The 1,064-nt window shown below is 77.4% G+C and carries 1 protein-coding gene; it reads right to left on the reverse strand.

Features of this window, described 5'->3' with window-relative positions; all coding sequences use genetic code 11:
- A partial coding sequence (locus tag ND748_RS32565; RefSeq protein WP_251750099.1) for a glycosyltransferase family 1 protein occupies positions 1-1,064 on the reverse strand: 1,064 nt, incomplete at both ends.

The following is a 1,064-nucleotide window of genomic DNA, read 5'->3' on the forward strand; positions in this document are numbered from 1 at the left end:
CTCCGCGGGTGCCGGGCCCGCCGTGATGCCCCGCAGGTCCGCCGCGATGCCCCGCAGGTCCGCCGCGACGCGCGGGCTGTCCGCCGCCGGTGCCGAGGACGTCGCGGTAGTGGCCGAGCAGCTCGTCGCCGACCGCGCTCCAGCCGCATCGGGCGACGGAGTCCCGCGCGGCCAGCGCCATCTCGGCCCGCCGCTGCGGGTCGACGACCAGCGCGGCGACCTGGGCGCGCAGCGCCGCCGGATCCCCGGGGGCGTAGTGCAGCCCGGTGCGACCGTGCTCGACGACGTCGAGGAGCCCACCGGCCGCCGGAGCGACCACCGGTACCCCGCTGGCCTTGGCCTCCTGGGCGGCCTGGCAGAACGTCTCGTGTACGCCGGTGTGCACGAACACGTCCAGGCTCGCTACCGCGGCGGACAGCTCCCGGCCGCTGCGGAAGCCCAGGAAGGCGGCGTCCGGCAACGTCCGGGCGAGCGCCGGGCGGGACGGGCCCTCGCCGACGACGACGAGCCGGGTGCCCGGCAGGTCGGCGACCGCACCCAGCAGGTCCACCCGCTTCTCCCGAGCGAGGCGGCCGACGTAGCCGATGAGCAGCTCGCCGCCCGGGGCGAGCTGGCGGCGCAGATCGGCGTCGCGGTGCCCCGGATCGAAACGTTCGAGATCCACGCCCCGGCTCCAGCGGGCGACCCGCTGCACCCCCTGGCGCAGCAGGGCGTCGACCGAGTCCCAGGACGGCGCGAGCGTGCGCGCCGCCAGCCGGTGCACGGTGGCGAGCCAGCGCCAGATCGTGCGCTCGGCGGTGGCCAGTCCGTAGCGGGCCGCGAACGCCGCGATGTCGGTCTGGTAGACGGCGACGCTCGGCACGTCGAGCTGCCGGGCCGCGAACACCGCCTGTGCACCGAGCCCGGCCGGGGCGGCGAGATGGACGATGTCCGGGTCGAACTCGCGTAGCGCCGCGGACAGGGCGGGCCATGGGACGGCGAAACGGAACGCCGGGTAGCCGGGCATCGGCGCCGACGGTGCCCACAGCACGGGCGCGCCGGCGTGCGCGCGGGGGGCGGTGCGC

This window comes from Frankia sp. AiPs1, from assembly GCF_023716945.1.
In the GTDB taxonomy this organism is placed as follows: Bacteria; Actinomycetota; Actinomycetes; order Frankiales; family Frankiaceae; genus Frankia.